At 71.7% G+C, this 24150-nt stretch carries 19 protein-coding genes; 9 read left to right on the top strand and 10 right to left on the bottom strand.

Annotation, left to right across the window (positions count from 1 at the left end):
- Positions 1-17 precede the first annotated feature (17 nt).
- Positions 18-1064 carry a glycosyl hydrolase 53 family protein gene (locus tag WMF22_RS10110; protein WP_438035591.1) on the bottom strand — a complete coding sequence of 349 codons (1047 nt, stop codon included), beginning with the start codon at positions 1062-1064 and terminating at the stop codon, positions 18-20.
- Here WMF22_RS10110 and WMF22_RS10105 point away from each other — a divergent pair.
- From WMF22_RS10105 to WMF22_RS10085, 5 genes are all read left to right on the top strand, one after another.
- Positions 1063-1212, top strand: coding sequence for a hypothetical protein (locus tag WMF22_RS10105; protein WP_438035590.1), 150 nt, complete (start codon positions 1063-1065; stop codon positions 1210-1212). The two genes, WMF22_RS10110 and WMF22_RS10105, sit on opposite strands and share 2 nt — an antisense overlap.
- Positions 1213-1563: 351 nt before the next feature.
- Positions 1564-4584 carry a carboxypeptidase regulatory-like domain-containing protein gene (locus tag WMF22_RS10100; protein WP_438035589.1) on the top strand — a complete coding sequence of 1007 codons (3021 nt, stop codon included), beginning with the start codon at positions 1564-1566 and terminating at the stop codon, positions 4582-4584.
- Positions 4585-4703: 119 nt separating this feature from the next.
- The gene (locus tag WMF22_RS10095; protein WP_437298875.1) at positions 4704-5624 is read left to right on the top strand and encodes a LysR family transcriptional regulator; all 921 of its coding nucleotides are present in this window, start codon (positions 4704-4706) and stop codon (positions 5622-5624) included.
- Between the two features lie 154 nt (positions 5625-5778).
- Positions 5779-6873, top strand: coding sequence for a 2Fe-2S iron-sulfur cluster-binding protein (locus WMF22_RS10090; protein WP_438035588.1), 1095 nt, complete (start codon positions 5779-5781; stop codon positions 6871-6873).
- A 32-nt stretch (positions 6874-6905) separates the two neighbouring features.
- The gene (locus tag WMF22_RS10085; protein ID WP_438035587.1) at positions 6906-7808 is read left to right on the top strand and encodes a sterol desaturase family protein; all 903 of its coding nucleotides are present in this window, start codon (positions 6906-6908) and stop codon (positions 7806-7808) included.
- Positions 7809-7842: 34 nt separating this feature from the next.
- Here WMF22_RS10085 and WMF22_RS10080 read toward each other — a convergent pair whose 3' ends face one another.
- Together WMF22_RS10080 and WMF22_RS10075 are read right to left on the bottom strand one after the other, a co-directional pair.
- Entirely contained in the window at positions 7843-11202 is a 3360-nt protein-coding gene (locus WMF22_RS10080) for a HEAT repeat domain-containing protein (protein ID WP_438035586.1), read from the bottom strand.
- 243 nt (positions 11203-11445) lie between these two features.
- Complete coding sequence (locus WMF22_RS10075; RefSeq protein ID WP_438035585.1) at positions 11446-13101, bottom strand: glycoside hydrolase family 30 protein; 1656 nt, start codon at positions 13099-13101, stop codon at positions 11446-11448.
- Between the two features lie 304 nt (positions 13102-13405).
- Between WMF22_RS10075 and WMF22_RS10070 the strand changes: the two genes are divergently transcribed.
- The gene (locus WMF22_RS10070) at positions 13406-14188 is read left to right on the top strand and encodes a hypothetical protein (protein WP_438035584.1); all 783 of its coding nucleotides are present in this window, start codon (positions 13406-13408) and stop codon (positions 14186-14188) included.
- A 47-nt stretch (positions 14189-14235) separates the two neighbouring features.
- On the opposite strand, the gene WMF22_RS10065 is transcribed toward WMF22_RS10070, so the two are convergent.
- Together WMF22_RS10065 and WMF22_RS10060 are read right to left on the bottom strand one after the other, a co-directional pair.
- Positions 14236-15057: a metallophosphoesterase gene (locus WMF22_RS10065; protein WP_438035583.1), complete on the bottom strand. Its 822-nt coding sequence runs from the start codon at positions 15055-15057 to the stop codon at positions 14236-14238.
- Positions 15058-15075: 18 nt separating this feature from the next.
- Positions 15076-16470: a radical SAM protein gene (locus WMF22_RS10060; protein WP_438035582.1), complete on the bottom strand. Its 1395-nt coding sequence runs from the start codon at positions 16468-16470 to the stop codon at positions 15076-15078.
- 126 nt (positions 16471-16596) lie between these two features.
- Here WMF22_RS10060 and WMF22_RS10055 point away from each other — a divergent pair, with 126 nt between their 5' ends.
- On the top strand, positions 16597-17013 hold the full coding sequence (locus WMF22_RS10055) for a putative metal-binding motif-containing protein (protein WP_438035581.1): 417 nt from the start codon (positions 16597-16599) through the stop codon (positions 17011-17013).
- Between the two features lie 251 nt (positions 17014-17264).
- Here WMF22_RS10055 and WMF22_RS10050 read toward each other — a convergent pair whose 3' ends face one another.
- The 4 genes from WMF22_RS10050 to WMF22_RS10035 form a co-directional block, all read right to left on the bottom strand.
- Positions 17265-18701, bottom strand: a complete 1437-nt coding sequence (locus WMF22_RS10050) for a hypothetical protein (RefSeq protein ID WP_438035580.1) — start codon at positions 18699-18701, stop codon at positions 17265-17267.
- Positions 18698-19093, bottom strand: a complete 396-nt coding sequence (locus tag WMF22_RS10045; RefSeq protein WP_437298865.1) for a nucleotidyl transferase AbiEii/AbiGii toxin family protein — start codon at positions 19091-19093, stop codon at positions 18698-18700. The genes WMF22_RS10050 and WMF22_RS10045 overlap by 4 nt, the downstream gene beginning before the upstream one ends.
- On the bottom strand, positions 19039-19344 hold the full coding sequence (locus WMF22_RS10040) for a DUF6922 domain-containing protein (RefSeq protein WP_438035579.1): 306 nt from the start codon (positions 19342-19344) through the stop codon (positions 19039-19041). Before WMF22_RS10040 ends, WMF22_RS10045 begins: the two co-directional genes overlap by 55 nt.
- A gap of 154 nt (positions 19345-19498) precedes the next feature.
- The gene (locus WMF22_RS10035) at positions 19499-20713 is read right to left on the bottom strand and encodes an SMP-30/gluconolactonase/LRE family protein (protein WP_438035578.1); all 1215 of its coding nucleotides are present in this window, start codon (positions 20711-20713) and stop codon (positions 19499-19501) included.
- A gap of 219 nt (positions 20714-20932) precedes the next feature.
- Between WMF22_RS10035 and WMF22_RS10030 the strand changes: the two genes are divergently transcribed.
- Entirely contained in the window at positions 20933-21913 is a 981-nt protein-coding gene (locus WMF22_RS10030) for a 2-dehydropantoate 2-reductase (RefSeq protein ID WP_438035577.1), read from the top strand.
- Between the two features lie 118 nt (positions 21914-22031).
- On the opposite strand, the gene WMF22_RS10025 is transcribed toward WMF22_RS10030, so the two are convergent.
- Positions 22032-22658, bottom strand: coding sequence for a hypothetical protein (locus tag WMF22_RS10025; RefSeq protein ID WP_438035576.1), 627 nt, complete (start codon positions 22656-22658; stop codon positions 22032-22034).
- Positions 22659-22928: 270 nt separating this feature from the next.
- On the opposite strand from WMF22_RS10025, the gene WMF22_RS10020 reads away from it, so the two are divergent.
- Positions 22929-24077 carry a multiheme c-type cytochrome gene (locus WMF22_RS10020; RefSeq protein WP_438035575.1) on the top strand — a complete coding sequence of 383 codons (1149 nt, stop codon included), beginning with the start codon at positions 22929-22931 and terminating at the stop codon, positions 24075-24077.
- Positions 24078-24150 lie beyond the last annotated feature (73 nt).

The raw sequence follows: 24150 nt of genomic DNA, 5'->3' as shown, positions 1-24150 counted from the left end.
CGGTGGCCAACACCACATTACAGGCCGAAGCTCGCCTTGATCGCGTCGAACTCGGCGAAGTCTTGGCTGTTGGCCCTGTAGGCGCCGCCCTGCTGCGTGAAGAGGGATGAGCCCCATGAACCGCTCTGCGTCGGCTCCCAGAAGAACGTCCCGAGCCCTCTGCCATCCGGCAGGTCGCGCATGATCTGATTGGCCGTCGTGCGTTCGGGGTTGTACTCCGCGATCGCGAACGACAGATCCGGGAATGTCTCGGCCAGGGTATTAAAGGTGTTCCGCCATACCGCGGGCTGCCCCTGAAATGCCGTGTAGCAGGAGAGTCCGAGGACGTCGAACTCGACGCCCCGCGTCTTTGCGCTGTCGACCCACCACGTGACTCCGTTGACGTCCTCGGTGTTCTCGACGTGCAGCATGATCTTGATGGTGTCATCGACCTCCTTGACCCCGGCGATTCCCGCCTTGAGCAGGGCGGCCAGGTTGTCCCAGTTCTGGTTCGTCGCTCGCCCGGTGAGGCCTTCCGGATGAACGACCGAATCGTTGCCCCAGCAGTCCGTGTTCGCGGACGGCACATGGATGAGCATGCCCGGCGTGATCTCGTTGCCGATCTGCACCATGTCCGGGCGCGCGCCCGCGCTGACGAGCGCGGCGACGACGTCCTTCGTGTAGGCCTTCAAGAGGCCCGCCATCTCGGCGATCGTCCGGGCGCTCCGCCAAGCGTCGGGGATGATCTGTTTGCCAGGATCCGCCCAGGTGTCGCTGTAATGGAAGTCGAGCAGGAACCCCATGCCCGCTTCCTTGATCTGCTTGCCGAACTCGATCGTGTGGTCCTTGTCGCAATAGGTCTCATTTTTTTCGCAAGAGCCGCCGGTCCCGAAGGCATATCCGTAGGTAGCGCCTGGGTCCACGAACGCCCGGAGCCGGATATAGTTGAACCCGTGATTCTTCAGCAGATCGAGCATCGGCTTTTCATTTCCGTCCGTGTCCGTGTACGTCGCGCCGTTATCGACCGCCTCCTGGACGCTGGAGATGTCAGCGCCGAGGATGAAGCTGGGCTCGAACGCCGGCATGCCGCCCATTCCGCCCGTCCCGGAGCCGCCCGTCCCCTGCGACGAGGACGAGGACGAGGACGAGCTCGTTGAGACGGATACGCCTCCCCCGCCCGTGCTCCCTGTCGTCACGCTGCCACCGCCTTCCCCCGAGGTGGCTCCTCCCTGACCAGCGCCGCTGGCATCACTTCCATCCGAGCCTGACCCGGTGCAGTGACATAGAAAAAGTGAGATGAATAGCGCGCCGATCGTGGCGCTGGAGGGTAAGCTGAAGCGAATCGTAGCCATCATGCCACCATCATATCCGAGCCCGATCGCCAGCGTCACGAAGGAACCTTTCACCTGACGGCCCAGGAAGGAGGCGTCTACTGCAAGCGACTCGAGCGCTCGAGCGCCCGCGCCCCGCCGTGGGAACACGCCGTCATCCTGCTACCCAGGACGATGCCCCGCCGCGCGTACGCGCGATGGATTAGTGATCCCGGCGGCAGAGGGCCATGCACGGAGGAGGGGCTGTCAGGCCATGAAGAGAGCGGAAGCGAGACGGTGGCTTGCCCTTGTCGTGCTCGGGCTGGCGGCGGCGGGGATCCTGGGCTTCTTGTCGTGGCTCCGCGCCGGAGACGCGCCGGCGGAAGGCCCCGCGCCTCCGGCGAGCGCCGCTTCGACGCGGGGAGCGCGGCGCCTCCGCGCGAGGGACGCGCCGCCCCCGGCGCTCGGGAGCATCGCGGGGCGGGTCGCCAACGCGGCCGGCTCGCCCGTCTCTGGAGCGCTCGTGTGCGCCAGCGCGAGCGGCGGAGCGAGCGGACTGACGCCGTTCGATCCGGGCGAGCCGACGTGCGCGCCCGCAGGAGAGGACGGCCGCTACCAGATCGCGGATCTCTCCCCCGCGCGCTGGACGATCTTCGCCTCGGCGCCGGGCCACCGCCCCGCGAGCTACACCTCCCCTGCCCCGGACCGCGCCGGCTGGCTCGATCTCCGCCAGGGAGAGGCGCGCACCGGCGTCGATCTGACGCTCGTCCGCGGCGGCGTCGAGGTGCGGGGCCACGTCAAGGACGTCAGCGGCGGGCCCATCGCCGGGGCGCTCGTCATGGTTCATGGCTTCCTGGGGTCGCACCGGGGCGTCGCGGTGACCCGCTCCGACGCAGAGGGCTCCTTCTCCGCGTGGACCGAGGAGGGATACTGCCTGGCGCGCGCCACCGCCGACGGGTACGCCGAGGGGTCGCAGCACGGCATGGCGCCGGGGCCGCCGCTCGAGATCTCGATGACGCCCGGCTCGGTGATCGAGGGGCGGGTCGTCGAGGCGGGGTCGGGCGCGCCGATCGCCGGCGCGACGGTCCGTCCCGGGATGGATCAGAGGTGGGGTCCCGGGGAGGTGAAACCCGTGTCGAGCGACGCGGAGGGGCGCTTCCGCATCCCGGGTCTGCCGCCCGGGCGGTACAAGCCCACGGCGCGCGCCGCGGGCGGTTATGGCCAGACGCGCGCGAGCGTGGTGCTCGGGATCGGCCAGACCGCGAGCGAGGTGGTGATCGAGATGCACCCCGCCAGCAGCGTGGCCGGCCGGGTGGAGGTCGCGCCCGGGGGCGGGCCCTGCGCGAGCGGCTCCGTCACCCTGTTCCACGAGGGGAGCGGCTGGCTCCCGACGGTCCTCGGGGCCGACGGTTCGGCGCGCTTCGAGGGGGTGCTGCCCGGCTCGTACCAGGTGATGGTGCTCTGCCAGGATCACGCGTCGGAGCCGGCCTACCCCGCCGTGGAGGTCGGCGAGGCGGACGTCGAGGGGCTCGTGTGGACCGTCCGCGCCGGGCTGTCGCTCCGCGGCCGGGTGGTGGACCGCGAGGACAAGCCCGTGCGCGCCATGGTCCACGCGAGCCCGACCGACATCGGGGGGATGCAGCCGATGCATCCCGGCCCCGTCGGGCAGAGCGACGACGACGGCCGCTTCGTGCTCCGGGGGCTCCTCCCTGGCAAGCACAGGGTCATGGCGCACTCGAACGATCACATTCCGCCCGAACCGGTGATGGTCGAGCTCGTCGACGAGCGCGCTCCCGGGATCACCCTCGTGATGGACAGCGGGGGTCGCGTCGAGGGCACCGTGACCGACGAGGACCGCCGCCCCGTCGCAGGCGCGGACGTCATGCTGAGCGCGCAGCAGCCCGGGTGGGGCGGCCCTCCGAGAAAGTCCCTCGCGGACGGGACATTCGTGATCAAGGGGGTCGCGCCGGGCGCATACCGGATCTGGGCCATGCAGGGGGGTATGCCCATGAGGGCGAAAGGTCAGGCCGGCGGCGGCGACCCCGGGGTCGCGGTCACCGTGAAGGCAGGGGCGGCCGCGCGCGTGAGCCTGGTCGTGGAGCGCCAGAACGGCGAGATCCACGGGCGCGTCGTCGACGGGAGCAGCAGGCCGGTGGCGGACGCGTTCGTCAATGTCCAGCGGGAGCCCGAGGGCGCGGGCGGGCCGGGCGCCCCGACCCCTCCGCCCCCGCCGCCGGAGAGCGTGGGGCCCTACGCGCCGGTGCTCACCGATCCCGACGGGGAGTTCGTGATCGGGAACCTGGGCCGGGGCACGTACACGGTCCAGGCGCAGCGCCGCGGAGGGGGCCGCGCCGCCGTCGAGCACGTCGAGATCGGCGGCACCGTGACGCTCATGATCCAGGAGACAGGCACCGTCTCCGGCGCCGTCTCCGGCCCCGGCGGCGCGCCGCCCGATCAGTTCACGATCCGCGTCACGGGCCGCGAAGCGCCGTTCTTCCGGAACGAGTCCTTCTCGTTCACGGACGGGGCCTGGACGATGAGCGATCTGCCGGCGGGCAAGTACGACCTTGCAGCCGACGCCCCGGAGGGGACGGCCACGGGCGAGGTGACGCTCGCGCAGGGGGAGCAGCGGAGCGGCGTGGTGCTCACGCTCGCCGGGCGCGTCGCGCTCCGGGGTCAGGTGGTGTCCCTGGAGGACGGCGCGCCCATGGCCGGGGTGACCGTGCACGCGTACCCGCGCGCCGGCGGAATGGCGCCCTCGCCGGTGCAGCAGCACGAGGTCACCGACGGAGCGGGCCATTTTCACCTCGAGCGCGTGCCCAGAGGCCCCCTCGCGCTCATGCTCATGCCCGCGGATCCGATGAGCTCGCCGTTCGACGCGGCGATGATCCCTGTCGATGTGCAGCCGGGCGCGGAGACCGACGTCGGGCGTTTGCTTATGGCGAAGCGCCGGGTGAAGTACGACGAGCCTCCCGGCGATCTCGGGTTCACGGTCGAGCCGCCCCGGTCGCCGATGGAGTCGGCCATGCGGCCGCACAAGGTGGTCGAGGTGCGCCGCGACGGTCCGGCCGCGGCGGCGGGCCTGCAGGTGGGGGACGTGATCGTCTCGGTGGACGGCCACGATGTCACCGGCAAGCTGGGCTATCTGGTCGGGCCCCTGCTCCGCGTGCCCGCGGGGACCCGGGTGACCCTCGGGCTCTCGCGCGGGGCGCGCGTGGCCCTGGTGGCCGCGGCGATGCCGCCGCCCCCGGGCTTCGGGCAGGGCGGCATCGAGGCCGCGCCCGCGTCACCGTAGGCGCCGGCCGCTCCTCCCGGTGCCCATGAGGTCTCCGGGATCTCCTTCATGGACGGTACGCGCACGCCGCTCGGGCCCTCGGCCGCGGGTGTCTATCGGCGCAGCGCTACCCTCCCCGCATGAACGCACCGCCGCTGCCTCGCCTGCGCGCCGTGGACCTGAACCTGCTCACCGTGCTGGACGCCGTGCTCACCGAGCGCAACGTGACGCGGGCGGCCGAGCGCCTCGGCATGACCCAGCCGGCCGTGAGCAGCGCGCTGAACCGGCTGCGCCTGCTGTTCAACGACGATCTCATCGTGCGCCGCGGCAAGGAGATGGCCCCGACGCCGCGCGCCCTCGCGCTCGCCGGCCCGATCCGCAGGGCGCTCGACCTGATCCAGGCATCACTCGCCCACACCGGCGCCTTCGATTGCACGGCGAGCCGTACCTTCAGGCTGGGGATCAGCGACATCGGAGAGGCCCTCCTCTTGCCTCGTTTTCTGCAGTGGCTCGAGCAGCTCGGCGCCCGCGTCCGGCTCGATTTCTGTAGCGAGCCCGGGACCTCGCTGCAAAACGAGATGCGGCTCGGCAAGATCGAGCTCGTCCTGGATCACATCGCCATCCCGGGCGAGGAGTTCCGGCGAACACGCGTGCTCGACCTCGAGTTCGTCTCGCTGGTGCGCCAGGATCATCCGACCGTCGGACCCTCGCTGACCCTCGACGAGTACATGGCGCTCGAGCACGTGATCATCGAGCCGCGCGAGGGCCAGACCAACCTGGCAGAGCAAATTCAGGCCGCCGTCGGGCGATCGCGGCGCGTGCGGGTGCAGGTCCCCCGCTATCTCTCGATGCCGTTCATCGTCTCGCAGTCGAACGTCGTCTGCACGTTGCCGCTCCCCCTGGCGCGGCTGTTCGAGCAGCACTTCCCCGTGCGGGTGGTGAGCTGTCCGCTCCCCATCCAGCCGATCCCGCTGTTCATGATGTGGCATGCCTGTCAGGACGGCGACCCGGCCCACGAGTGGCTCCGGCGATCCCTCATCGAGCTCTGCAGCCGCGTCTGACGCGTCCGCTGCGGGCGGGCTCGGCCGGGTCAGAGGCGGGCGGCCGTGGATTCGGCGGAATATTCACGCCGGCAATCTGCCTCATACCATTTGCTGATTGGGCTTTTCGGTGGCCGCCTCCATGAAGCTGCGTGCAACAGGGAGCCATGACATCGTGAAAGCCATCTCATTCGGCGGCCGGACGAGGGGTCGAGCCGGGACCCTTCAACTCCTGGGCAGCGATCGCGCGGTCCGTATCGAGGCAGGAGAAACGCTGCTCAGCGCAGCCGTGCGCGGGAACATCCCGTTTCCACACATGTGCAGGGTGGGCGAGTGCGGCACCTGCAAGTGCCGCCTCATCAAGGGGCATATCCGCCTCAAGAGCGATATCTCGCGCCACGTCGCGCCCGAGGAGATCTCTGCCGGCTTCGTGCTCGCCTGCCAGAGCCTGGCCGTGTCGGAGGAGGTGGCGGTCGAGGTCCCGGGGATGGGCCGCGGGCGCTCGACGGATCGAGCGCCGGTGCGGATCGACGCGCGCGTCGCGCGCGTGACGCGGCTCGCGCCCAGCGTCGTCGCGCTCGAGGTCGACCTCGCCTCGGACGTCCGCTACGTGGCCGGGCAGGTTGCGCAGCTCACGGTTCCCGGCGTCCCGGGGCTCGGCGAGCCGCGCTGTTACTCGTTCGCCGAGGCGCCGGATCGGGCCTCGCCGCGCAGGGCGCTCTTTCATATCCGCCACGTGCCGGGCGGCGCCTTCACCGGTTGGCTCTTCGGGGCCGATCGCACGGGCGCGCGCCTCTGCTTCTCGGGGCCCCTCGGCAGCTTCCGCTATCACGAGGCCGATCGGCCGCTCCTCTGCGTGGCAGGAGGCACGGGGCTCTCTCCGATCAAGGCGATCCTGGAGCAGGGGCTCTCGGATGGGCTCGCCCGCGACGTGACGCTGGTCGTCGGCGCGCGCACCCGGCAGGATCTCTATGCGCTCGACGCCATCGCCTCGATCGAGGCGCGATGGCGAGGTCGATTCGTCTTCATCCCCGTGCTCTCGCACGAGCCCGAAGGCTCGAGCTGGACAGGGCGTAAGGGGCACGTCACCGACCACCTCCGCGAGGTCGCCGCGGGCCACGCCGATTGCGCGGCCTACGTGTGCGGGCCGCCCGGGATGATCGACGCCGTGCTCGACGTGCTGCGCGGCGAGATCCCGCCGATGCACTTGCATCACGACAGATTCCTGGACCGCGGCTCGGTGGCTCGCGCCGCCGCTGCGGTCGCCTGAGCCAGGCCACGACGCTCGAAAGGAGAGCCCTCATGCTCCACGGCACGGTGTTCGTCCTCGTGTTCCTCGCGCTCTTTGCCGCCCTCGAGCTCGCGCTCGGCCTGTATCGGCGCACAGGCGCGCTCACCATGCGGGAGCTCGGCGCGAGCCTCGTGTCCGTCGGCGCCTACCTCGTGATCCGCGGCGCGTCCTTCGTCGCCGTGACCTGGGCGCTCGGGGCGCTCTGGCCCGGCTCCGAGGGCGCGCTCGCCGGCGTGAGCTCCCTGGTGGTGTTCCCGATCTACGTGCTCCTCGATGAGTACGGGATCTACTGGGTACACCGCAAGAGCCATGCGTTACCCTGGCTCTGGCGGCTCCACAAGCCGCACCACGTGCCGCGCAACATGAACATCGCGGTCACGTACCGGGAGAACTGGCTATGGCATGTCCTGTTGCCGGGCACGTGGATGGCGCCGCTCGTCGTCTGGCTCGGCCACCCTGGCGCCTATGTCCTCGGACTGGCCATCAGGACGATGATCGTGCTGGCGGAGCACAGCGATCTCCGCTGGGACCTGCACCTGCAGCAGAGCCGCTTCACGCGCCCTGCCATGCGGGTCCTCGAGCGCATCGTCTCGCTGCCCGACACGCACCATGTGCACCACGGGGTCGGCCGCTTCGGCAATGCCACGAAGAACTATGGCGCCGCCCTCATCTGCTTCGATTGGATCCATGGCACGCTCATGATCCCGCACGCGCGCCAGGAGGGCTTCGGGCTCCCCGAGGGCGCGCCGGTCGAGCCCTGGGCCGAGCAGCTCTTCTGGCCGTTCGTGCGCTCGACGAAGCACGAGAGGGCGGATCGCCGCCGCCCGATCGAACCGACGCCACCGACGGCCGACCTCGCCATGGCGGAGGCGGTGATTTACACCGCCGATGGCCGCGCTGTCGTCGTGAGGTGAGCCCTGCCAGACGGCGCGCCCGGCGCGCCCCGCCTCACGGCGGCATGACGAACGACGCCGGCCCCGCCACGGCGGGGGACGGGTCCTTCCGGTAGCGCTCCAGCAGCTCGCGCCGCTCCGCGGTCCAGCCGTTCTTCGGCGACGCCGCCTGCACGAGCGCCTCCAGCGCCAGCCGGCGCAGCCGCGGATCCGGGCTCCCCCGGAGCTCCTGCTCCAGCTGCGACGGGTGGACGCAGCCGTGCACAGCGGACATCGCCGCGACCATCGCGTCGTGGTGCAAGAGGTCCCGCCGGCCGAGCTCGACGAGCGCCTGCCCGAGCGCCTTCCAGGGAAGGAGGCGCGCCGCGAGCCCCAGGTACTGGGGCACGGCCAGGGCGTCCGCCTCGAGCGCGGCGAGCAGCCCCTCGCCGACGGCGACGTGGTGCTTCGCGGCATACGAGCCGAGCCGCGCCGAGAGCGCGGGCAGGAACGCCACGAGGTGCCGGCGCCTCGGCGAGAGCTCCGCGAGCCGCTGGACGACGGTCGCGACCTCCCCGTGCTGCATCCTGGCGAGCGCCGCGGACAGCGCCTCCGCCGCCTCCTCGGGCGCGGGGGCGGCCATGTGCTCGAGCAGCCGGCGGAAGAGCGACCGCGCCTCGTCCCGGAGCGGCAGGTGCGCCGCGCGCCGCAGCAGGTCGAGCCGCGCCTCCGGCTCCGCCCGCCCCAGGATCGCGGCGAGCAGGTCCACCACGCGCCGCTCGGCCTCGGTCGACAGCCTGCCGAGCGGGATGTCCGCGAGCTTCGAGGCCACGATCCAGTCGGGATCCCGCGCGGCGCGGCCGAAGACGTCCCACGTCTCGGGCTTGTCCAGGTGGTCCCAGAGCGCCCGGAGCAGCGCGATCCGCACGTCGCGGTGCGTCTTCGGGGCGTCCAGCCGGAGCAGGTCCCGGTAGGCGTCGTCGCCGCCCAGCTCGCCGAGCAGGCGCACGACCTCCTTGGCCACGGTCACCTTCGTTGTCGGCACCGCCCGGAGCTCGGCGAGCACCCGCTCCCGGGACATCTCGGAGAAGGCCTTCCGGAGCGCGTAGATCGCCCAGCGCGCGCGATCGTCGCCCAGGCACTCGATCAGGACGGGGACGCCCTGGCCGGCGTCGAGCCACGGCAGGCCCCGGATGGCCATCTCGCGCAGGGGCGGCCTCGGATCCGAGGCGAACGGGGTGATCGCCGACGCGTCGACGTACGCGAGCCGGACCAGCGCGGAGATCGCGAACCGCAGCGTGGGGACATCGCTGGTCTCGTCGCCGAGCAGCGCGCGGAGGCCGGCGGCGTACGTCTCCTGCTGCCTCGCCGTCCAGCGGCCGTGGCCCCCGCCGAAGTCGAGCACCCAGCGCGTCTTGCCCGTCGCGAACCTGCCGGTCATGGGCTGCGCCCGGTCGAGCAGGGGGTCCAGGAGATCCTGGCGCTTCTGGCTCACGTGCCGGGCGACAGCGCCGATCAGCACGAAGCTCCTGTCCTCGCGCAGCAGCGCGGGCACGAGCCGCGCGAACCGCGGCCTGTCGTGGGCGCGCAGGAGGCCGAGCGCGCCCGCCGCGACGCCGACGAACGGGAGCTCGCGGGACAGCCGCTCGAGCGCCTCGAGCAGCGGCGTGACCACCTTGAGGCGGATGCCGAGGCTCTGCGCGAGCGAGAGCACCGCCCCTGCCCGCTCGCCGGTGCTCCACGCGCCCGCGAGCTGCGCGAGCGCCGGGCTGAGCCGCTCGGCCTCCGCGCGGGTCAGCCCGTCCCCGAGGCCCGCCGTCGAGACCGAGCCGCGCACCGCGAGGATCTTCGTGAGCCAGCGCGCCCCCCACGCCCCGTCGACGCGGAACAGGCGGACCACGAGCCGCTCCACGGCCGAGGCCGTGGCGTGGGACAGATCCGCGGCGTCGAGCGCGTCCTGCGCCACGGCGCCCGCGGCCTCCAGGTGCTCCTGCGCGAACCGGCCGAGGGGCAGCGCGGCGAGCGCGCCGATCATCGCCCGCCGCACCGGATCCTGCTCGAACTTGCGGGCGCGCACGTTCGCGAGGGCGTCCGCGAGCGCGCCCCGGTCGTGCAGGACGCTCGCGAGGAGCAGCGCCTGCGCCTTCGCCCGCTCGTCGCCCTCCGGGTGCCCGAGGAGCGGCGCGAGCACCTCCTTCGCCTCGGCGAAGGACAGGAGGCGCGCGTAGCTCATCCGCCGGTCCGGCTTCGAGACGAGCGACGGGCAGCTCGAGAGGTGCCGCCTCGCCTCGCGCTCGCGCAGGTCGCGGGGCAGCGCGTCGAGCACCTCGGGCGCGATCGAGCCGTCGGCGGCCTGCGCCGCGCACGACCAGCGCGCGAAGGCCCGCTCCCGGATCGCCTGCTCCTCGGCCGAGTCGGCCTTCACGTAGCGGAACAGGAAGGCGCCGAAGCCCCCGCGCCCTCCGAGCAGGAAGGCCCGCAGGACGGCCTTCTGGTCGTCGGGGCCGAGCCGCAGGAACCACCGCGGGCCCTGCTTGCCGTCGCTCAGCGCGCCCCAGGCGTGGCGGATGAGGTAATCGAGGCGCTCGGCGCCGAGGGCGGGCGCGCCCTTGTCGAAGCGCACCACCGCGAAGGCGCCGGGCGGCCGCGCGGGTCGCCCGCTCTCGTGGCGCGCCTTGAGGAGGTCGAACGTGGCGGCCGGGCGCGATCGGGCGAGGAGGTGCAGGGAGCCGGCGAGGGACGAGGGCTCCTCGCCGCGCTCGAAGAGGGCCTGGATCAGCGGCAGCGCCGCGTCGGGCGCGCGCCGGGCGAGCGGGACGAGCAGCGGCGCGAGGCGGTAGCGCAGGCGAGCGTCGACGGACTTGGAGCGGGCGATCGCCTCCCCGAACCAGCGCGCCGCGGCCGCGGGGTGCCTCACGCCGAGCCGATCGAGGCAGCTCGGGCCGCCCGCCTCGTCGATGGCGCGCCGGTGCGCCGACACGAGCGCCTCGGAGCCGAACGGGAGCAGATCCACGATCAGGGGGTCGCGCCCCGCCTGCATGCGCGCGCCGAGGAAGGCGTCCACGGCGGCCTGGCGCTTGCGCCGCGCGAGCTGGGCGACGGTGCGCCGGAGGGTGCGGCGCTCGAGGAGGGCGCCGAGCGCCGCGAGCGCCTGCGCGTCGTCGCAGAAGCGGGCGATCATGCGGCCCGCGCGCCGCCGCACGGAGCGGGACGGGTCGGAGACGGCCGCGACGACGCGCGCGCCGTCGCCCGAGCCGTAGACGCTCATGAGGGCGAGGAGGCGCTCGTAGGGCTGAGCGCTGCTCCAGAGCGCACCGAGGAGCGCGCTTGCGCCGGCGTCGCCGCGCGCGGCGGCGCGGCCCAGCTCCACGACGCGGCGGACGCGGTCGTAGTGGGTCAGCGGCTCGATGTCGGCGAGGAAGGAAGCGGCGTCCATGGAGGGCGATCATAGCGCCCCGGGGCCAGAGGCTCGCAAGGCCGAGCGCGGCGGCGCTCCGGAGCGTCGAGACCCTCCGGCCAGAGGTTCATCTCTCCCGGGAGGCTGTCGACACCCTCCGGCCAGAGGTTCATCTCTCCCGGGAGGCTGTCGACACCCTCCGGCCAGAGGTTCATCTCTCCCGGGAGGCTGTCGACAGGTCCGGGCCGCGATGGGTCGACCCCGGGCCGGGTCGCCCGCGCCTCACTTCCAGTTGACGGTGGCCCAGCCGCGGGCAGGAACGCTGAACTGGAGCTTCTTGCCGGCCACGCCGAGGGTGGTCGTCTTCGCGGCGCTGCCGGAGTTGTACATGACCGTGACGATGCTGCCGTCCGGGTTCTTGAACGCCAGCGCGTCGCCGCCGGTCGTGTTGACGCGCATCGCTCCAGGATCGACGTACTGCGAGACGTGGCGGAAGACGTAGTAGGCAGGGGTCAGCACCAGCTCCTTCGTGTCGGCTTTCACGTTGAGGAGCGCGTTCTGGGGCCACGGCCGCTGCGAGTCGATGTTCTTCCCCACCGGGTCCAGCACCATGTTCCAGGCGCTGTACGAGTTCACCCCCGCCTTGATCCAGTCGCGGATGAGCCCCCAGCTCTCCTGCCCGTACGCGTGATCGTTCGCTGCCGTGTTCGGGTTGAACGCCGGCACGCCCGGAGGGTTCCAGTTGTAGTTGCCGCACTGGTGCTCCGTTTGCACGATCGGCATATTCCGCGATTTCAAGCCGTTCACGCTGTCCCGCATGTTCCACTGCAGCCCGAAGCCCTTGACGTACTTCATCGCGGTGGCATCGCCGGTCACGGCGCTCAGGATCCCCGGGTCCGCCGCTTCGTTGGACATCGTGCCGAGGAAGATCTGCGCCTTGATCCCGCGCTCTTCGAACGTCGGTCCGAGGTAGGTGCCGATGAACTTGGCCATGAGCTGCCCCGTCCACCCGCAGCTCGGATACCTCGTCTCGTAGGTCGGCTCGTTCTGGGGGTGGACCGCCTCGATGGTCATGCCCTCCGCGGCGTACGCCTCCACGAACTTCGCGAAGTACAGGGCATGCGCCTTCAGGGTGTTCGCGTCGTCCTTCATCTTGCCACCATCGAAGGCGCCGTTGCTCTTCATCCAGGTGGGGGGCGTCCAGGGGCTGGCCCAGAGGTGGAGCCCGGGCCTCACGGCGAGCGCCGCCTTGATGTACGGGATCAATTTCTCCTTGTCCCGCGCGATGGAGAAGCTCTCCATCGTGAAATCATCCTTCTTCTCGTTGAGGCTATAGCGGTCCATCGCATAGTCGCTGGCCCCCATGGGGATGCGCCCGTAGGCGAACCCTGCCCCCTCGTTCTTGTCGAAGAGGAGCTTGATGGCTCGCTGCCGCTCAGCCTCGCTGAGCATCGAGAGCATGTTCCATCCCATCTCGTTGAAGGAGCCGCCGAAGCCATCCCAGCGCTGCTGCGTCGCCGCGTCATCGACGGTCACGTCGGCATTGCCGCTCGTCACCTCCGTCGGCGTCCCGATCTTCCAGTACTCGTTCGCGCCCGAGGTGATCAACGTGGGCTCGACAATGTCGGGCTCACCGCCGCCGGTACCGGAACCGGACGACGAGCCGCCGCCGCCGTCTCCGCCCGGATCGCCGCCCGCACCGTCCGAACCGCCCGTCCCCGCGCCGCTGCCTGTCGCCCCGCTGCCGCTCCCGCTCGCGTCTCCGCTGCTGCTCGCGTCTCCGCTGCTGCTCGCGTTTCCGCTCCCGCTCCCGCTATTGCCCGCACCCGCACCCGGGCCGCCCGAGCTCTCGGGTTCTTCCGGGCCGCTCGAAGAACCACAACCCACCAGGAGAAACGCGAGCAATATGCCGACGGTCGAACCGCGTGCCCTGTTCATCACAAAAATCCTCCATCCCAGGGGTGCAACCCCTTGGCGGTGCCTGCAGCAGGCGTCAGAAAGTGGCCGTCCTATATGCCCACAAGGCCCCACGGTGATCGGGCGGGTGGAATAAAAGGCGGCAAGCTCCACGTCGATGACCCGGCGCACGCACGCGCCGTGCGCTCGCGTCACGCCTCCCGTGCCGAAGGTCCGCGTCGACGTCGCGGATGACACGGCGGCACGCCTTCCAGATCGTGCACAGCGGATCCAACCCGGCCGTACGATTGCTGGGTTTCGATGCGCGTGTTAGCGTCGGCCCCCGATGCGAACCGCGGTTCTCGCCCTCGCCCTGCTGGCCGGTTGCGGGAGCGCATCCGGGGCGGCGCCCGGCTCGGCCCTCTCCCCCTCCTACGCGACGAGCCTGGGCTCCACGTCGGCGAGCATGCCCAGCATGCTGCCCGCGCCGGCGTTGCCCAGCCGGGCTTCGGTCCAGGCCGATCTGGTCGTCCGCCCCGACGTGCTCGTCCTCGGCTTCGCGCTCCAGGAGACCGACGCTGATCCGCAGCGCGCCCTCACCGCGGCGCAGGCCGCGGTGGCGAACCTGGAGCGGCAGTTCAAGGAGGCGACCGGCGGCGCATCCACGGTGAGGATGCTGGGCGCGTCGTTCACGGCGGTCTTCACCGAGAAGGCGGGGAGCGAGGGCGACGCCGTATCGGCCACTGTCGACGGCGTGATCGAGGTGCGCCTCGCCCCCGAGCTCGACTTCTGGGCGAGGAGCCGGCTGGCCGCAGCCGTGGCGCAGGTCAGGCGCGAGGTGAGCGCCGCGGTGCAGGCGGCGGACGGGCGGCGCGGGGCCACGTTCGGACAGCTTCGGGCCGAGGTGAAGGAGCCGGAGGGGCACCGCGCGCAGCTGACCGAGCAATGGCTCCGGAGGGCGCGATCGTTCGCGGAGGCGGCGCAGGCGGCGTCGGCGCCGCTCCTGCTGGTGGACTGCGCGCCGCCGGGGGCCATCGAGCAGCGGCCCATCTCGCTGCTGGAGGTAGGGCTCTCTCTGTCGGTCGCGTGCCGCCTGAACGCGCTCTCCGCAGAACCGAAGCGCGACTGACGACCTCCGGGCGGTTCACCCCCGGTCGCCCGTCGTCGGGCAGGACGTCACCCGGCGATGAGCCGGTACACGGGGAGCTCTGGCCGACATGTGAACCGCACAGGCAGGACGCTCGTGCCGACACCGCGGCTCACGTACACCCTGCCATGGGCCGTGTCGTACATGCCCGAGCGAAATCGGCCCGATCCAGGCGGAACCCACACCGCTGTTCCGAGCGCTCGGATCTGTCCTCCATGCGTATGCCCCGCGAGGCCCAGATCGAAGCGCGGCGCGCCGGGAGGGAGCGTATCGAAGACGCCGGGCGCGTGCGTGAGAAAGAGCCGCGCCGGAGCGGACGGCACGTTCGCCAGGGCGGCGCGCAGATCGGCGTTCCCGCTGCAGAAATCGTCCGTCGCGACGATGGAGACGCCGCGCTTCAGCAGCACCGACTCGTTCCCGAGGAGCCTGGCTCCGGCGCGCGCGTACACCTCGCTCAGCCTTTGCAAGGGGACGTGCCCCCAGTGTTCCCAGTTGCCGACGGTGGCGAGGACCTCACGCCCCGGCGCGGCGAGGCTGCGGCAGAACTCCTCCAGCACGCCGAGCGAGCCCTCGCCCTCGATCGCGTCGCCGGTCAGCACGACGAGATCAGGCGCCAGCCCGCGGATGGCGTCGATCGCCTTCTCGTGGACGCTGCCCAGCGCGCGCAGGTGGATGTCAGAGAGGTGAGCTATCCGAAACCCCTGGAGCGCGGCCGGGAGCCGGGGGATCGGGACATCGTGCTCGGCGACATCGAGCCAGGAAGGTTCGATGGCGATTCCATCGAAGGCGGCAATCCCTGCAGCGCAACAGCTGGCGTGGAGGAAGGCTCGGCGGGTGACCGGTCGGACCATCTCGGAATCTTAGCAAACTCAGCTGGAGGGCCGCGGCTTGCGCGTGAGCTGGACCAGCCGCTCCGGGGAATCATCGTGCCCGGGATCGGGGCCGTCGAGATCTTCCAGCACGAGCTCGAACAGCCCGTTGTCGAACGGCCTCCCCGCGGCCGGCGCGGCGGGGATGAGGCGCTCGCGCTTGCCCTGCGCGGCCAGCGTGCGCGCGCGGAAGTGGCAGTACGGGTTGTTCCCCGGCCGCCCGAAGAGCGCGTGCGCCGTGAAGGTGCACCCGCCCATGCACACCTCCGCGAATGCGCAGCTCCGGCAGAAGCCCCAGAGATCGTCGGCCGTGCGCGCCCGCGCGAACGCGAGGCGCGGGGCCTCGTCCCAGATCTCCTGGAGCGCGCGCCCGCGCAGGTCGCCGCCCACGTAGGCGTCGCTCTGGAGCGACGGGCAGCCCTTCACCGCGCCGTCGGACTCGATCCCCAGCACCAGCTTCCCGGCCTGACAGCCGCGAAAGTGGTCGCGGCCGCCCTCGCGCAGCGAGCGCAGGAGCGCCTCCTCCGGGCCGAAGTAGCCGAGGTTATTGCCGGGCATCACCGTGATCCCGTCCCGGAAGGCCCGCCGCTTCAGCTCGGCGATGCGCGGGAGCACGTCGAGCAGATCGTAGGGCTGGAGCAGCATCGCCGGCCGGTCGGCCGCGCGGCCGAGCGCCGCGGTGATCTGCACCTGCCACGCCTTGATCCCCTGCTCCCGGAGCAGGTCGTAGAGCGCCTCGAGGTCGCCCTGGTTCACCCGGTTGAGGTTGGTGTTGGCCGCGGTGAGCAGCCCCGCGCCCCGGAGGTGTCCGAGCGCCGAGAGCGCGCTCCGGTGGCTGCCCGGGGCCTTGCGGATGAGGTCGTGGGCGCGCTCCAGCCCGTCGACGCTGACCGAGACGCTGTGCAGGCCGGCCTCCTTCATCCGCGCCGCGATCTCCGCCGTGATCCCGCGCCCTCCGGTCGTCATGGTCGGCCGCACGCCCGCGGCCTCGAGCGCCGCGATGATCTCCAGAAAGCCGTCGTGCAGGTAGGCCTCGCCGCCGATGAGCACCACCTCGCGCGCGCCCATCGCCGCGAGCTGCCGCACCACGCCCAGCGCCTCGTCGGTGCCGAGCTCCGAGGGCCGCGCGGCCCCTGCCCTGGATCCGCAGTGCCGGCAGGGCTGATCGCAGCGGAGCGTCAGCTCCCAGACGACGTACGCCGGGAAGTACTCGCCGGGGACCACATCGAGACGGCGCAGCGCCATGCCGGAGCCTAGCGCGAACGCCGCCGGCGGATCCTGCTCTTCGCCGCCCTTTCTATCGCGCGGGGGGGATGGTGACCTGCGTACGCGCACGCGCACGCGCACGAACACGAGCACGAACACGAGCACGAGCACGCGGGGCCGCTGCGCCATTCCCCTCCATTTTCCTTGCGCGTCGCCGAGGCGCCTTGCCGTAGAATGGAACGGTTTGACCTCCCTGGCTCGGCCTTCCGAGGCGCACCAGGGCTCGGCCACAGGGCCCCAAAGGCGGAGATCCTCATGCTCACCCTCGGCGCTTGTCCTTGCTGCGACGGTTTCCTGCCTCCCGGCGCTTCCGCCTGCCCGCATTGCGGCGCGACGCCCACGGCCGAGCGCGCCAGCTGCGCGCAGGCGCGCCTCGGGATCGCGGGCCGGCTGCTCGCGGTGGCGTCGGGCGGCATGATGGCTGTCACGCTGATGGCCTGCTACGGCATGCCCCCGTGTGACGAGCCCGCGACCGACAGCGACGGCGACGGCTACCAGGCGACATGCGAGGGCTACGGGCCCGAGGAGGACTGCGACGACGGCAATCCGGACATCCACCCCGGCGCGACGGACGTGGCAGGTGACAGCCTCGATCAGGACTGCAGCGGCGACGACACGCCGCTCGGCACCGGCGGCGGGGGCGGCAGCGGCACCGCAGGCGGCGCCTCCTGAGGCTCGGCGACCTCCTCCTCGTGCTCTGGCACGATTCTGCTGAAGCGGTCGGATCCGGGGTTGCCTCTATAGTCCGGTGGCGAGGTACTTACCCCACCTTGCCGAAATGATGGGGCCGCCATAAGACGCCATAAGACGACGCCATAAGACGCCAAGATCATTCATTTTTTGGCGTGTTTTGGCGTGTTTTGGCGTCTTTTGGCGTCCTGGCGGCTCAAAAGACCCCACCCTCGGCCAAAGTATCCAACCACCTACAGTCCGAGGGAATCGTCGTCCCCTTGCGAGGCTGCGGCCCATTCGGACAACACACGGCGGACGCGCTCGAGATATCCCCCCTCGCGCACGATCTCCTGGTATCCCGGCACCGCGCCGACCCACTCCCGCATACGCACGTTCGACGCCTCGGTGAGGTACATCGTGGGAAGCCCCATGAGCGCGGGCCCGTCCATGCCTGCGGTCGTGACGCCGAGCTGGCCGACAACGCCGTGCGTTCGTTTCAGGTGCTCGAAGAACTGAAGCTGCGCCCGGCGCATGTCGAGCTGCCGGAAGGTCGGGTCCTTCCAGAAGAGCGTCATGTCGATCGCGCCCTCGGGGACCCGTGCGTCTCGAAGGGCGTCGCCGGTCAGCACAGGCACGAGCCCCGTGCGTTGAACGAGGTCCGTCAGCTCCAGGAGCTCGGCGAGCGTCGTGTTGCGGTGCGGGTGGTGGGTCCCCTCGCGGATCCAGAGCAGCACCTTCTTCCGGCATGACGCTCCCGCCCGCGCTTCCGCGAGCCTGCGATCGACCCAGGCGATCACCGATCCCGGAATGGGCGCGTCCGCCAGAAACGCCGCGCGGAGCCTCCCCTGGGCGGAGGACGGATCGGCCTTGAAGGCGCGCGCGACGATCTCCGTGGTCTGCTTCACCGCGCGCGGGCGCGAGCGGTACGCCTGAAGGTGATCGCTCAGGCCTGCATCGCGCAGAAACGCCTCGGCTTGCGCCGTCCCCGCTTTGCCTGGCTCGACCTGGATCGCCGCGCCCGCGAGGACGGCGGCCGCGGCGACGTACCACCCCTCGCCGAACGAGAAGCCGCCGTCGGTGTGGAATGTATACGCGTGGTTTCGCTCCTCGATGATCCTGCGCGCCGCGCGGGCGGCGACCGCGGCCTCGTGAGCCGCCGCGCGCGCCGCGCGGGCGACCTTGGACCGCGAAGAGCCGCCCTCGAGCTCGGAGGCGCAGTCCGCGGCCGCGCGGGCCGAGGCCTCTGCGCCGGCCACGATCGCCTCCACGCGCCGCCAGCCGTCGTCGCAGGCGCCGCGCGTCGGCGCGCGCTGCGCGCTCAACGAGAGCTGGCCCGCGCCGTGGAGCGCGTCTTCTGCTCGCGCCGCGTGGGCCCTTGCCAGCATCGAACGGGCGCCCATCGCCGTAGCGAGGATTCGCTCTCTTCCAGCGGCGACCTCATGTTCCTGGAGGGCGGCGCGCTCCTGCTCGGCGGTGGCCAGCGCGCGATCCGCCTGCTCGATCGCGCAGTCGAGCAGACGCCGGTAGCGCTCGCGCTGCCCCGGCGTGTGCAGCGTGGTCGCCAGGGCGAGCGCGGCGTCGAGGCTGCTTTCGGCGTCGCGCTCGATCTGCTGTGCGGCGAGCGCCTCGGCGACAACCACTCCCATGCACACCGGATCGAGTCCCTCGATCATCGTCCTGTCGGTCACCCGCCGCTCGCAGCGCTGCCGGCAATAGCGGTTTGTTGGTCCCGCACCCCTGCCATGGGAAATGCTTCCGGTCCGGGCTTTGGCGCATCGAGCAGCCCATAAGGATACCTTACGATATCCACTGGGATGCCACCCACCATTACCCGCAACGCCGCATCGGTCATGCTTATCACCTGCAGATCGGGCACCACAACCCGAACCTCCTGGGCGAGCATCGTCAGATCGACGTCCGCGGAAATGCTGAACAAGTCGAGGTCCAGCGACCGACGGTGGCGTAGATGCACTGCGATGGCCGTCCCCCCGGCCAGATAGAACCGCTCGATCCCTGGGATGATCTTCAGTCGACCCAGGGCGCGGCTCTGCTCCTTCGCCAATCCAGTGGACTTGCCCACACTTCACCCTCCGCTTTTAGTACTGCCCGCCAGAACGCAAGCGTCCGCCCACTCAATTCGGGGTGCCCGAGTTCCCGCAAAAACCGGTGAATCCCGTTCATTCCGTACGTCCGGATGAGCCAGCGCACCTCCTCCAGCCGACCGAACTCGAGAACTCGCGGGATGATGTAGTCCTGGCCCGTCACTGTATCGAGTGCCTTCGCGTCGACGTCCCAGAATACCCAGCGGAATCTCTCCGGCACCTTCGCCATGCCCGAGTCTACCGCACCTGGAGCCCCGCCAGGAAGCCGCTGCCGCCCGGCCTTCGCGCGGGCAGCCGGAATCCGCCCGCCTCTGTCCGCCGCCGGGCGCTCGCTGCTGGAACGCCGGCGCCACCGAGCGCCGGCGGTCTGCGGCCAGCGAGGTTCAGTAGGGATATCCCGGGATGTTCATCTCCATCGCGTAGAGCGACGCGCCCGCCGTGATGTAAAGGGTCTTTCTATCGGCCCCGCCGAACGCGACGTTCGACACCTCGCCCATCCCCGTGATCTTGCCGAGCTTCGCGCCGCTCGGCGCGACGACCTCGAGGCCGTCACGCCACCCGATGTAGAGATTGCCCGCGCAGTCGACGCCCAGGCCGTCGGCCTTCGGCAGGTTCGAGGCGAAATCGGACGAGGCGCCAGGCGCTCCGTCGGCGCTCAGCGTATAGCGACGGATCCGGCCGGGGGTGAACTCGGTCACGTACAGCACGCTCTCGTCCGGCGACAGCGCGACGCCGTTGGGGGTCTCCAGCGTGCCGATGAGGCTCACCGCGCCGGACGGGGACACGCGGTAAGCTGCTGTCGGCAGCTCCGGCCTGCCGCCGGTGAGCTGAAAATCAGGATCGCTGAAGTAGACGTTGCCGTCGCTCCGCACGACGACATCGTTCGGGGAGCTGAACCGCTTGCCCATGTACGATCCGGCGATCTCGCGCCGCGCCTTCGTGCCGAGATCGAACACGGAGATGCTGCGCGTGTCGTGGGTACATGCGACGAGGTTTCCGTCGCTGTGGAGGCCCAGCCCGTTCGTCCCGCTGTTCTCGAGGAACACCTCGAACGCGCCCGGCGGCGTGAGCCTGTGGATCTTCGCCTTTGGACCGTTGAGCGGCGGAGCGTTCTGCGCCTGCATGTTGATCTCCGAGAAGAACAGCGCCCCGAGCTCGGCGACCCAGACCGGGCCCTCGACGTACGTGAACCCCCCTCTCACCAGCTGCGGCCTGCCGTTCGCCGGCACCGGATCGGCCGCGTACGGGCCGCCCGGGCAGACGGCCGACACGTCTTCACCGCCACCCGCCCCGGCGCCGCCCTCCCCGGCGCCGCCGCTGCCGCTCCCGCTCCCCGTCGCGTCGCCCCCACTGCCGCTCGTCGCCGCAGCGCTGCCCGCGCCCGCGCCCGCGCCCGCGCCCGCGCTGCTTGTGCTGGCGGCGCTGGAGCTCGTGGCGCCCACGCTGCCCGTGGAGCCGCTCGACCCGCCAGCCCCAGCGCCGCTGGAGGCTCCGCCCCCGCCCTCCGACTCGAGCGGGTCGTCGTCGCCGCCGCCGCCACAGCCAGCCGCCGCAACGAGCACGGTCCAAGAAACGACGAGCGAGTACCTGACCTTCATAAGCAAGTGCCTCCAAGCGCCCCCGGATGGTGTGCCGATCGGGCACGCTCATCATCGTCAGCTCGCCTCGCGCCGCAAGGGCCGAGGTGACGGAGCGGCACAGCGCCTCCGACGCGCGCTCCGCGCAGTCCGAGGACCGGTGCGACGCGGTGCGCCGTGAACGGCGGCGGCGGGCGAGGAGGCAACCGGCGGTCCGCGACGATAGGATGCAGGGACATCATGAAAATTGCTGTTTACGGCTTCGGATCCATCGGCGGTTTGCTCGGCGCCCGGCTGGCCACGGCCGGCTGCGACGTCAGCGCCGTCGCGCGCGGAGAGAACCTCGCCGCCTTGCAGAAGCGCGGCCTGCTGCTGCAGGTCGATGGAGAGATCACCCGCGTGCCGATCCGCGCCGCAGAGGATCCGGCCGCGCTCGGCGCGCAGGACGTCGTCATCATCGCGGTCAAGGCCACCGCGCTGGCCGACGTCGCCGCGCGCATCGCGCCGCTGCTCCGCGAGGACACGATCGTCGTCCCCGCGATGAACGGCGTGCCGTGGTGGTTCTTCGCGCCCGAGAACGTGCCGTATGCCGGCGCTCGGCTCCGCTCGCTCGACCCGGGCGACGTCGTGCCGCGCGCCATCCGGCTCCGCCAGGTGGTCGGCTGCGTCGTGCATCTGTCGGGCTCCAGCCCGGAACCGGGGCTGGTGCGCGTCGGCCTCGGCAACCGCCTGCTCCTCGGCGAGCCGGCCGGCGGACCGTCGGGCCGGGTGGGCGCGCTGGTCGAGCTGCTGCGGCGCGCCGGCTTCGAGGCCGAGGCCAGCGCCGATATCCGGACCGACATCTGGTACAAGCTGTGGGGCAACATGACGATGAACCCGGTGTCGGTGCTCACCGGCGCGACGTGCGATCGGATACTGGACGATCCGCTGGTGCGCGGCTTCTGTCTCCAGGCGATGCAGGAGGCGGCGGCGATCGGCGAGAGGATCGGTTGCCCGATCGCGCAGAGCGGAGAAGACCGGATGGAGGTCACGCGCAGGCTCGGCGCGTTCAAGACATCGATGCTGCAGGACGCGGAAGCCGGCAAGTCGCTGGAGATCGACGCGCTGGTGACCGTGGTCCACGAGATCGGCAAGCTGACCGGCGTGCCGACGCCGACCATCGACGGCTTGCTCGGCCTCGTGCGCCTGTGCGGCCGCGCGCGCGGCCTGTACGCCGGATGATCCGCTGCCGCTGCGTCGCCGACGCCGCCGCGGCGCCGCCCGGGCAGCGGCGGCGCTCGCCGCGCGGCGCCCGCGGAGACCTGCCGCCGCCGCCACGGCGGCCCGGGTGACGGGCGCGTCAGAGCGCGTCGCATGTAATGCCGAGCCGCACCAGCGACACGGGCACGAGCGTGGCTCCGATGGAGACGAGCCGAGGCTCGCCCATGGATTCGGGGTCATGAATTGAGGAGTAGGGGACTCGCTCCTTCGTCACGTCGTGCTCGACGGCGACGGCGAGGCCGAGCTCGAAGTGCACGGGACCTGGACCGAAGATCCAGCTCGCCCCGGCGCGAGCCCCGACGAAGATCGTGTCGCCGTCGATGCCGGGGCCGCTGTCCCAGCCGGGAGCCCCCACCCCCGTGTAGGAGTGTCTCCCGAAGGAGCCCGCGAGCGAGAGTCGAAGCCCGGCTGGCGATCTCCACGCGACGCCCGCTGTCGCGCCGACGCCGCTGAAGCTCTCCCCGAGCGGCTCCCCCCCTGTCTCGGCGAAGCCACCTACCTCGATGACGCCGATGCGGTACGTGAGCGCGAGATCGAAGCGCAGCCCATCGCTGTCCGAGCCCGAGTAGAGGCCGGCGCCCGCTAGCACGTTGAAATCCATGCTCGGCGCGGACCTGCGCGCAGGAGCGACGTCAGGGGCGCTGCCCTCCTGCGCGCGGGCCGCCCCGGCGCAAAGAAAGAGGGCTGTCGCGAACCATCGAGACACGTTCGATCGAAGTGAGCGCATGTCGCGCCCTGGAGCATCGCGTGTACCAGGTGCGTCGTATTCATGCGGCCCGCCGCCGGGCGCCGCCGCGCTGGCCTGTCCGACGCGAGATCACGAGTCCTCCATCGCTCCCCTGGGCCGCCGGCCGCTCTGGCTCGCCTGCGGGCGCGCGCTGGCGCTCGCGCGGCCCGTGACAACCTGGTCGCGGTGTCGCTCGAGCAGCACAGGAGGTGACGCAGCGCCGGGGGTGTTGTAACTGCAATCTTCGCTGTGCGGCGCTGTGCACCTGGCCTCGGCTTGCTTGTCGCGGGCGCCCTCGCGGGCGCGTGCGCTGCCGCGCCGGACGCGCCCGCGCGGCCCGCGGGGGACGTCGAGGCGCCGGCCGGCGGCGCCCTGCCCGGGGCCGCGGAGGCGGCGCGGGTGCCCATGCCGGGGCCGGCGCGGGCGCGGCTCGGGGCGGCGGTGATCGCGAACCGGGCCTGCGAGGGGTGCCACGAGGAGGTGGCGCGGGAGTGGCGCGCGTCGCTCCACCACCGGGCGAACACCGAGCCGGCCTACCGGCGGGCGTTCGCGATCGAGCCGATGCCGTTCTGCCGGGCGTGCCACGCGCCCGAGGCGAGGCCGGAGGAGCCAGAGCCGGAGGCGCTCGGGGCGCTCGGGGTGGGGTGCGTGACGTGCCACGTGACGACCGACGGCGAGGGCGAGCTCGCGGGGCAGGCGGTGGCGCCGGTGCTCGCGGCGCCGTGGGCGGGGCGCGGGGCGCCGCCGGCGGCGCCGCACGCGGTGATCCGGGACGCGCGGTTCGGGGGCGCGGACGCGTGCGCTGCCTGCCACGAGTTCGCGTTCCCCACGGCGCGAGGGCGGTCGGCCGCGGAGCTGATGCAGTCGACCGTCATCGAGCACCGCGCATCGCCGGCCGCGGACCAGCCCTGCGCGGCCTGCCACATGCCCCGCGGGCCGGGGGGGCGGCGCGGCCACGGGTTCGCGGGATCGCGGGACGAGGCGCTCGTGCGGAGCGCCGTCGCGGTGACGGCGCGGCGGCTCTCGGCGACGCGCGTGGCGGTGACGCTCGCGCCCGCGAACGCGGGGCACGCGTTCCCGACGGGAGATCTGTTCCGGAGGCTCGAGGTGTCGGCCGAGGCGCTCGGGCCCGACGAGCTGGTGCTGGGGCAGGAGACGCGCTACCTGGCGCGGCACTTCGCGCTGCGGCCCGGGGCGATCGGGCGGAAGCTCGTGGCCGACGACCGGGTGCACGCGGAGCCCGTGACGGTGGAGCTCGATGTCGGGGCCGCCGGCGAGGGGCGCGCGATCGCGTGGCAGGTGGCCTACCAGCGGGTGGCGCACCCGAACGGGGTGGACCTGCGCGACGCGGAGATCGAGGGCGAGATCCGGGTCGCGTCGGGGAGGCTCGCGCCATGAGCGGACGAGGGATCGGCGCGAGGGGGAGCAGGCCGGCATGGCGCGCGGTCCGGGGTGGTGAGCGGCCGGGCAG

Source organism: Sorangium sp. So ce204, from assembly GCF_051526795.1.
GTDB classification, from domain to species: Bacteria; Myxococcota_A; Polyangia; order Polyangiales; family Polyangiaceae; genus Sorangium; species Sorangium cellulosum_B.
Note: the sequence above shows the minus strand (reverse complement) of the source record. Positions and strands in the feature narration are given on the sequence as shown.